We start from the raw sequence: 9,623 nt of genomic DNA, 5'->3' as shown, positions 1-9,623 counted from the left end.
CGCTTCCATTCGTTGATCGGGATGATCTCTCCGTCGGACGTCTTGACGGGAGACCCGGTCGTGGTCAGCTTATCGCCGCTCAAAACGACCTTCTGCTTGCGAACCGCGCCGTCGAATGCCGGCGATGTGCTGGCTTCGACGTTATACGTGAGCGTGCTGGTGGGCTCGTCGACGGTATATGTTCCGTAGTACGCGATGACAGGACCGATTGGCATGCTTGGATTAGCTACCGTCTTCGGGCGGTCTTTGCCCACGAGAAAAAATGCCACGTGGCCGGTTGAATCCAGCATGAGGTTGCCGGACGCCCAAGGAACGATTGTCTTGCCGTTTGCGAGCTTCTCCGATCCGGACGTCAAGGTCCAGGTGCCGACCACCTGCTGTTTCAGATTCTGCGCACCCGCTGGGAACGCGACGCCTGCGCACGTGAGGGCAAAGAAGGTCTTCGTAACCAGGCCACGTCGATTCATCGCGCTCTCCTCACGGCAGAAATCATTTCTGTTCCGGACGCGAGGTCACTCAAAGGCATCACCCGTCGCCTGCCCGTCCGTGCAGCAACGCGTGAAAGAATATTAGTGGTTTGTAACAGAAATGATAGCTTTACCGGCGCGAGCGCCTAGACAATCTCACCGGTCGGCTTTTTACTGTAATGAAGCAGCCGGCGGAACGACGCGACGCGAGCTGGCTTTTAACGCTAGGCAGTTACAACATCTTGATGGCCTGCGCCGAATAACTTGCCTCTTGGGGGCGTGACAGACTGATGGGATTGAAAAAATTGTGCCCGGGTCCAGCACCTAGTGAAGAGCCGCGATTTTGCGTCGATGCCCAAGGACGGCCATCTTGTGACTAGCGAACGCCGATCCGGTTGTCATTGTAGGGCATGCCAGCGGGCAAACGGCCTGCCTCTCGGCCATCGAGCTTTGCGCGCAGGCGCCGGATGAAATCCTCGGCCGTCGCAGTCAGCAACTCCTCGCTGGAATAGGCGAGGTACATGCCGACCTTCGGTGTCGGCTCGGTAAGGCTCAGAAGTTTGAGCAAGCCCTTATTCGCACGCTGCGATAGCAGCGGCGTCGCCAGCGACGTAAATACTGCGATCGCCTGCATCTGTGTCGCGAGGTCCAGGTATAAGTTCATCGCGGAACACCGCGTTATTCGCTCCGGCAGCGGCATGCCGCGCTCGCCGAACAACTTCGCGACAAAGCTCGATTCGTCGGTCGGGGAATCCAGAACTAGCCACGGCATCGCGTGAATCTGCTCGATCGATAAAGTTTCGCTGCCCTGGTATGACGCTGCAATTGTCAACTGCACATCGAGTTCGTATAGCTTGGCCCATTCGAACGCTGCGTTCTTCGGCTCGCCATACTGCGTGAAAATCGCCACATCGATCGTTCCGTTTCGCAATCCGTCCGCGATGTTCTCGCCGCGCCATTCGATCACATCCAGTTTGACGCCCGGACGCGCGGCTGTCAGTTCGAGCAGGGAGTCGGCGAGCGCGCGGGTAGATGCAGGAGGCGTGATTGCGAGCGTCAGCCGACCGCCGAGTTCTCCGCGCGCTGTCTGCGCGTCTTCCACGATGCGCCCGATCTCCCGCTGGACGACGAGTGCGCGTTTCAGCACCTGGTGGGCGAATGGCGTCAATGTGGCGCCATTCGCCGATCGGGTCAGTAACTGCATGCCCAATTCGACTTCCAACTCGCGGATCGAACGGCTGATTGCCGGTTGCGTCAGGAACAGGCGCCGAGCGGCTTCATGAAGACTGCCGGCCTCGGCGACCTCGCGCAGCGCATTGAGTTGCCTCAACTTCACATTGCCCCCGAATCACGTTGTCAGGGATTCATCATAGCTAGACAAAATATCACGGAGCGCCGACACCACTGCCTAGTGTCCCGTTCCGCTGATTCGCGAACAAAGTCTGCGAAGTTTTTGGAGATGGAATCGGCTGACGCGGTCCAGACGAATGGTTTGCAGTTTTCGTTGTAGTGTGAGACGGATTGATCGATACGCTTGACCAGTTGCTTGACCGAGCCAAACGAGCCCTGCGGATCGCCTTGTCGGTAATCAGCGCAAAGAAGCGTTCGACCTGGTTGAGCTACGGACTGTAAGTGGGGATGAAATGCATGTTACAGCGGGGGCGTGTCGACAGCCACGTCTCGACCTTTGGATGCTTGCGACTGTCATAGTTGGAGCGAGAACGTGCTATCGACACCCATTGCGAGCGCTCGTCTTCGCTCAACACCAGTTCCGCCTTCGGTCGTCCCATTGCCATGTTGACGTCTTGCGTTCCGCTGACGTCAACATGCCACGCGAACATAGTTCAGTGAACAACGGAACGGGACACTAGCTCGCCGTCATCGTTTTACGTCCGAACAGAATGGCAGGAGGCATGCCGTATTCCGCCCATGGGTTCCGGGACCGCGGATAGTAATTCGTATCGCGCTTCGTGTATGGAAGGGACGAGAAGTCGGAGGGCAACGCCCCGGGTGAATTCACATGCCAAAGCGCGTCTGATCCGGGCCGGAATCCTGTCTGGTAGTGATTGCTGGACTTCACGACAATGATGCGCTTGTTGTCGAGATCTATTCCCAATCCTGTCAGAGAATCGCGTTCGAACAACTGCGTACGAATGGAACACACTGCAATGTCGATACCGTCAGCGCGCAACCACACGGACAATCCCATCGGAATTCGGCCTCCCCACGCGCCCCCGGTGTGATTGTCCACCACGCCCATGACTTCCACCTCCAGATCGACCGGATCCGACGAAGTGGGGCCGCATTTGCCGCCTAGCCTGATATTCAAGGTAGCGCCAACCCCGGCAGATGCACAAACCTTCGCGACCAAAGGGTCCCAGAACGCGCCGATCACGGCGTCGGTCACATTGCGTTCGAGCATCGCCTTGAGGAAGAAGGTACTGTCGCCCGATGCACCGCAACCCGGGTTGTCGGCGAAGTCACCCAGCACGATTTGCCCACTCATCGCGCTCGCCCGATCCAGCGACTCCGCGATTGACGGATAGTTCGGACGCAACTCAACTCTGGCTTCGTAGATCCGCTCCGCAATTTTCGCCGCTACTTGTGCGGCCTCTTCTGCGTCATCGTTCGCATAGACGAGAACGCGGGTGCCGACATCTTCCACGTCGGCCCATGGAAAGCCATGACCGATGCTTGCAGACAGAATGGATGGACTCTTTTCTGTCGCCGTGAGCTCATCGACGATATTTCGCATCGGAGGATCGAAAGTAGGGTAGAAGCCGACGATCCGTGTATCGATGAGCGCTCCCGTCAACCTGATCTCTCCTTGGGAGACCTTCTGGCAGATGTCGTAGACTTCGTGCGCCCGATCCGCAAAATCGATATGCGGATACTCCTTGGCAATGACGATGAGATCGGAATTCTCGACCATGGTTTCCGTCAGATGGCAGTGCGGATCGATCACGACGCCGATAACCGCGTCGCCGGCTATCTCGCGAAGCCGCGTGAGGATGTCGCCCTCGCAATCGTCGCAGCCTTGCGCGACCATAGCGCCGTGCAACATCAGCAATAGCATGTCGACTGGGCCGGCCGACTTCAGATCGCCGACGATCCTGTCCCGCAGCCGCTCGTAGGCGGCCTTGATCGTACGCCCGGAGGGTTCGGCATAAGCAGTAATACTTTCAATGACTGTGTGTCCATCGGCTTCTGCTCTATCGCGAAAGACTTTCGGAACAACGCCGAGCATCGAGTCTGAAGCGGACCCTCTCTCGTGAACCGTGAAGTCTTCGTAGGATGTCGGAAACGGTGAAAAGGTATTTGTCTCGGTGACTAATGCAGCAACGAAAATACGCATGATTTATATCCTGGAGCGCTGATAAAGAGTGAGTTCTGACAAGCGAGCAAATCAGGCGCTGCGTCCCGGAATCGGCGGTCGCACGTCTTCCGGAATCGGGCACACGTAGGCCTCTTTGGCCAGACTCTCCATCAGTTCAGTGCGCGCTGCCGCGAGCAGCAGGGGGTTCGTATATAACTCGAGTGCGGTGGCGGCCATCGTTTTCGCGGCCAGCGTCATCCCCTTGTGCGCCAGCGCGCTTTTGCCTTGCGAGACCCACTGCCACAAATGCGGTGACGTACCAAAGGCAAAGCATGCCGTCATGCATTGCACCGTGGTCGTGACCCAGCTCACATCGCCGACATCCGTCGAACCGTGCATCTTCGACGGACGGTCGTTGTAGAGTTCATCGACGCCGTCGAACAACGCCTTCGGCTGACGCCACGCCGAGGCCAGCATCCGGCCGGCCATCTCGATCTCCTCGGGGCGGCTCGTACGATGCATCGACTCGGCAAATTGCAGCTCCTCGCTGTCATACTGCGGCGCGCCGAACTGTTTGAGTTTCGCCTGCATCAATTCGTTCAGCGTGGTGTTGCGCAGCAGATTGGAACACGCCGAGTGAACCTCGATTTCCAGTTCGCAATCGGTCATCAGCGCGGCGCCGCGCGCAATATTGCAGATCCGTTCGTACAGTTCGCTCGCGTCGCGATTGCGCGGCGCACGGATCATATAGAGCGCAGCCGCATTCGGTTGCACGACATTCGGCGCAACGCCACCGGCGTCGGTAATGGCGTAATGCACGCGCGCGTCCGGGATCATGTGTTCGCGCAGAAAGTTGGTACCGATGTTCATCAACTCAAGCGCGTCGAGCGCGCTGCGGCCGAGATGCGGTGATGCGCCTGCATGCGCAGCGACGCCCTTGAAGCGGAAGTACGCCTGTTTAACTGCCAGGCTTTCCATATTCATGATCGTGTTCGCGACACCGGGGCGCCACGTGACCGCGGCTGACACATCGTCGAACAGACCCGCGCGAGTCATGAAGGTCTTGCCCCAGCCGCCTTCTTCAGCAGGACAACCGTAGAAGCGCACCGTGCCTTCAATGCCGCAGCGTTCCAGCGCATTCTTGACGGCGACTGCCGCGAGATGAGCGCTTGTGCCGAGCAGGTGGTGCCCGCAGCCATGGCCGTTACCGTTCGAGATTTCAGTCGATGGACAGCAATTGAGTGCCTGGCTCTCCTGACTCAGCCCGGACAGCGCATCGAACTCGCCAAGGATGCCGATCACCGGGCCGCCGCAGCCGGCTTCCGCAACGAACGCCGTCGGGATTCCCGCCACACCCTCACGTACCGTAAAGCCCGCCGCTTTCAGAAATGCGATATGCGCGGCAGCGGACTTATGTTCGGTGTAGCCCAACTCCGCGTATTGCCAGATTTCGTCCGACAGCTGTATGTATTTGTCTTTGCTGCTTTCGATAAAGTCTTGAACCAGTTCGATCGACACAGACGTCTCCTTAGTGAGAGGGAGCAAAAAGTGGTGACGCGGCGACGCCGCGCACCAGATCAGAATTGATGATTGATACCCAGCGTGACGCTTGAAATCGTGCGCCCCGGTGCGGGCGTCGGCGATCCGCTGTCGTAGTTGTAAGTAACGCTGGAGTTCGGGCCATTGCGCATGACACCGACACGCGCGTATAGAGACGTTCTTTTCGACAGAAAGTGATCGATACCGATCGTCGAGCCGTAGGCGTAATCCTGCGATTTCGACGTGTCACGATACGCAACCGACGCCCGCAGCAAATTATTCCGCCACCACTTTTGCAGGCCGAGCAGATACGTACTGGCGATAGCGGTGTCCGCTGCCTGCGGAACGTATCGGATGTAGGCGCCCTGGGCGATGAATGGACCGACGTCGTAGAGCAGGGAGGCGAGATAGGTGTCCGTGCGTTTGGTCGGCGCGATCGTCGCGTTGCCGACACAACTGCCCGTGATCGACGGGTCGCACCAGCTTTGCCCGAAAGCGACTGACAACACGGCGCGTTTGTCGACGTAAGACACCATCGCGGAGCGTTGACTGACGGCGGGACCTATCGATTGATCCTCTTTGAGCGAGTAGCTCAGGTCGAAGCCGAATGGCCCGAGCCGCGGTGAGATATAACGCAACGTATTGGGCAGGCGTCCCAGCGCAATGCTGTTCGCGCCGAGCCCCAGATCCGAGGTGCCGAGAAAATACGTATAGACCGATTCATGCGCGACGCCGAGGAATGGATCCGCACCCAGCGCGGCAGCGCCGCCGGACGTATATTGACGGCCCAATGTCAGTTGCCCGTACATTGGGTTCTGCATCCCGACATAGGAGGCGCGATTGAAAAACGACGTCTTGTCCTGGACAGCGCCGGTGTTACCCAAGAAGCCGTTTTCCAGCCGGAAGAACACGGTCCATTGATCGCCGAGATACTCCTGGCCATACAAGCCGAACTTCGATGTCAATGCGCCGCCCGATTGCAACCGCGTGATGCTGTACGGACCATCCTTCGTATAGTTGACGCCCAAATCCACGGTGCCGTAGAGCGTCACAAAGGTACGCTGCGAAGCCACGCCCAGCGTTTGCGGCCCCAGGCCTGATCCCCAGTACCGGAACATCGACTGCATTTGCGAGCTGGTCGCGTAGGCGGCAGCCGCCGCGTCTGACGGCGCGTTCGGCGACACTTCCGCGAAAGCTCCGGTATAGGCCAGCGTGCCAAGCGAAGCGAGCAGCGCGCTCAAAGTCTTTTTCATTGCCGATGTCCACTTGCGTGATTTAATAAATGCGCCGGTGCGGGCGAGCCGCTCCCTCGCGTCTCTTTCGAGCGCGAAACTGATTCAGTCAGCGTGATGAATATCGGGGAGGCTGCCGACCGACCGCGAGCGGGCCGGTCGGGCCGATTGCTATGAAGCGCGCTCGCGCGGCTCAGGCAGGCTGGACATCGCACAGACCGTGACGATTCCGCAGGCGATCATGTACAGCGCCAGCGACATGGGATCGCCGGTCTTCGCGAGAAGCCAGGTCACGATGAACTGCGCGGATCCGCCAAACAGAGCGACACCGATGCTGTAGATGACGGAAAGTCCGCTCGCCCGCACGCTGGCCGGAAACATTTCCATCAGCAACAGCAACATGGGGGCAGTGCCGAAGCTGCTCGCGGCGGTGACCAGGGCGACCATGAAGAGGGCCAGCGGGACACTGGGATACATGTTCATGGCCCAGATCGCGGGATAGATGAGCAGCGTCGTCAGCACGACGGAAGCAAGCGCAATAGGCTTGCGAGATACGGTCCGATCAGCGATCAGGCCTGAGAGGATGCACATGAATGTCATCGTCGCACCCGACACACAGCCTGCCATCAGGGAAAGGGAGGTTGGCAGGTGCAGCACGCGCACCAGATAAGTCGGCATAAAGAAGACGACGAGGTACATGACAACCGTTCCCGCGACGATAGACAGCACGCCGCGCACGATCTTGCTGCGATGCTCGGTGAATACCGTCGCCAGCGGATGAGCCTCTGTAGCATCGCTATCCAGCGTTTCGTCGAGATGAGAGCGGATGTAAAGACCGACTGGTGCGATCAGCAAGCCAAGCAGAAACGGCAGACGCCAGCCCCAGGATTCGAGCGCCGATTGCGACAGGTTCGCATACAGCACGGCGCCGCTCAGCGCCCCCAGCAGGGCGGCGAATCCCTGGCTCGCTCCCTGCCAGCCGATCCGGAAACCACGGCTGCCGAAACTGCCGGACTCCATCAACATCGCGGTCGATGCGCCGATTTCTCCTCCGAGCGAAAAGCCCTGCAATACCCGGCCAAGTACGATGGCAAGCGTGCCTAGCGTTCCGGCCGTCGCATAGGTAGGTGCGAAGGCGATACACAGCGTGCCGCAGACCATGAGTGTGATCGTCAGCGTCATCGCTGCCTTTCGGCCGCGCCGGTCGGCAAAGCTGCCGATCACCATCGCTCCGAGCGGCCGCATCACGAAGCCGATACCGAATGTGCCGACCGCCAGCAGCAGGGAGGTATACGCGTTATTGACAGGGAAGAAGAGCTTGCCTATCAGCATGGCGAAGAAGCTGTAGACCGTGAAGTCGTACATTTCAAGCGCGTTGCCGATTGAACATGCTGCGATTGTGCGTAGCTGGGAGCTTGGCGTACTACGGCGAACGTCGAGGGACGTATCGGCTGATTGCAGGGTGACATTGCTCATGGAAATCCGGGAGAAGGCGACCGTTTGATGGCAAGCACAGGAGCGATTCTCGACAAAGAGGAACCGGCATTGGCTTGAGTTGAAGCCAGTATTTACGGGACAAAAAGCCATGGCTATTCACATTTTTTTGGGCCGATAAATTTTGGTATGTAGGCTGGAGTGGGGGCCTTGCTGGCTAAATCGCCGATTAGGATGTCCCATCGCAAGACAGCGAACGGCCTCCATGCACCGCGCTAAGCCTGCGTTGATGGCTCTGCTCGTTATTCTTCCGCTGCTCTCTGGCGCCGGTTTTGCTCGGATGTCCAGCGCCGCCGCAGCCGCGAATTGCCTGATATCTGGTTCGACGATCGCGGAGCACCGTGTCGACCTGGAAGCGTGGCGTCGTGACGTTCTGACGTTCTACCTGTCGCTGGTCATTGTCGCTTTCCTGGCGGGACGGCTGCGCAACCGAATGCAGCGTCGCGCAATCGCAACGACGCGCTCGATAACTGACTTGTTCCGCGTCCCGTAAAATCGAAGGGTCTCATGGCGGCCGATCTGCCTTGTCGCCGGAACCAGAACCGATACGGACAGGTCATGGAAATCAAGTGGATCGAAGACTTCATCGCGCTCGCGCAATATCAGAGCTTCTCGCGAGCGGCGGAATTTCGTAACGTGACGCAGTCCGGGTTCAGCAGGCGGATTCAGTCGCTGGAGCAGTGGGTTGGCGCCGACCTCATCAATCGAAGCAGCTTTCCGCCGACATTGACGCCAGCGGGACAACTCTTTCGCGAAGCGGCCGAAGACATCATCGAGAAGCTGTTCGACACGCGCGCCATCATTCGCACCGAGCAGCGCATCGCCGGCAAGGGGGTGCAGATCGCAGCCGGCCATACCATCGCGCTCAACTTTCTGCCTGCCTGGCTGCGCGCGCTCTCTTCACATTTCGACGAGGTGCGCGCACGCGTCATTCCGGCCAACGTCCACGATTCGATCCTGATGCTCGTCAACGGCAACTGCGAGTTGATGTTCGCCTATCACCATCCCGAGTTGCCGCTGCATCTGGATCCGACGCGATACGAATACCTTACCGTAGGCGCCGACACCTTCATGCCGGTCTGCAAACCCAATCAGCGAAGCGCTCCCGCATTCCGGTTGCCCGGCACGAACGACCGTCCTTTACCGCTCATCTCCTACACGGGAACCAGTTACTTCGGGCGCTGCCTCGCAGTGCTGCTGGGGCACGCGAACGCCGCCCCTGTCTTGCGGCTTCATTACGAATCGGACATGGCGGAGGTGGTCAAGAAGCTCGTTCTCGAAGGTGAAGGAGTCGCTTGGCTGCCGAGAAGCTCCATCCTCGCCGAACTGGACGCCGGCGACCTCGTGCCCGCCGGAACCGCAGAGTGGCAACTCGAAGTCGAGCTTCGCGTGTACCGGGATGCATCGAACCACAGCGAGTTTCTGGAATCGCTATGGCGTCACCTTCGGGCCGCTTCCGGTGCCGCAGGATAGGGTTGTCCGGCGTTATGCGAAACTCGCATAACCATATGCAGGACTAGCATTCACCTTTTTTCTAGCTTCCCTAAGATTCCGTCCAGATACAAAAGCGCCGCT

General features: G+C 59.0%; 8 protein-coding genes and 1 pseudogene. 2 read left to right on the top strand and 7 right to left on the bottom strand.

Annotation, left to right across the window (positions count from 1 at the left end; all coding sequences use genetic code 11):
• The 7 genes and pseudogenes from AWB81_RS37760 to AWB81_RS37730 form a co-directional block, all read right to left on the bottom strand.
• Window positions 1-467 (bottom strand): lipocalin-like domain-containing protein (locus AWB81_RS37760; RefSeq protein WP_062643125.1); only part of this gene is annotated, 467 nt, incomplete at its 3' end.
• Between the two features lie 376 nt (window positions 468-843).
• Window positions 844-1,797 carry a LysR family transcriptional regulator gene (locus AWB81_RS37755; RefSeq protein ID WP_159939002.1) on the bottom strand — a complete coding sequence of 318 codons (954 nt, stop codon included), beginning with the start codon at window positions 1,795-1,797 and terminating at the stop codon, window positions 844-846.
• Between the two features lie 78 nt (window positions 1,798-1,875).
• Window positions 1,876-2,179 (bottom strand): annotated as a pseudogene (locus tag AWB81_RS37750) (transposase); the annotation flags it as partial.
• A gap of 155 nt (window positions 2,180-2,334) precedes the next feature.
• Window positions 2,335-3,822 carry a M81 family metallopeptidase gene (locus AWB81_RS37745; protein ID WP_087135465.1) on the bottom strand — a complete coding sequence of 496 codons (1,488 nt, stop codon included), beginning with the start codon at window positions 3,820-3,822 and terminating at the stop codon, window positions 2,335-2,337.
• A gap of 51 nt (window positions 3,823-3,873) precedes the next feature.
• Window positions 3,874-5,301: a M20 family metallopeptidase gene (locus AWB81_RS37740; protein WP_062643119.1), complete on the bottom strand. Its 1,428-nt coding sequence runs from the start codon at window positions 5,299-5,301 to the stop codon at window positions 3,874-3,876.
• Between the two features lie 59 nt (window positions 5,302-5,360).
• On the bottom strand, window positions 5,361-6,563 hold the full coding sequence (locus AWB81_RS37735; RefSeq protein ID WP_159939001.1) for a porin: 1,203 nt from the start codon (window positions 6,561-6,563) through the stop codon (window positions 5,361-5,363).
• Between the two features lie 162 nt (window positions 6,564-6,725).
• Complete coding sequence (locus AWB81_RS37730) at window positions 6,726-8,030, bottom strand: MFS transporter (protein ID WP_062643114.1); 1,305 nt, start codon at window positions 8,028-8,030, stop codon at window positions 6,726-6,728.
• A gap of 223 nt (window positions 8,031-8,253) precedes the next feature.
• Here AWB81_RS37730 and AWB81_RS37725 point away from each other — a divergent pair, with 223 nt between their 5' ends.
• Window positions 8,254-8,541: a hypothetical protein gene (locus tag AWB81_RS37725; RefSeq protein WP_062643113.1), complete on the top strand. Its 288-nt coding sequence runs from the start codon at window positions 8,254-8,256 to the stop codon at window positions 8,539-8,541.
• Between the two features lie 65 nt (window positions 8,542-8,606).
• Window positions 8,607-9,521: a LysR substrate-binding domain-containing protein gene (locus AWB81_RS37720; protein WP_062643127.1), complete on the top strand. Its 915-nt coding sequence runs from the start codon at window positions 8,607-8,609 to the stop codon at window positions 9,519-9,521.
• The last annotated feature ends 102 nt before the right edge of the window (window positions 9,522-9,623 follow it).

This window comes from Caballeronia arationis (assembly GCF_001544975.2).
GTDB lineage: Bacteria > Pseudomonadota > Gammaproteobacteria > Burkholderiales > Burkholderiaceae > Caballeronia > Caballeronia arationis.
Note: the sequence above shows the minus strand (reverse complement) of the source record. Positions and strands in the feature narration are given on the sequence as shown.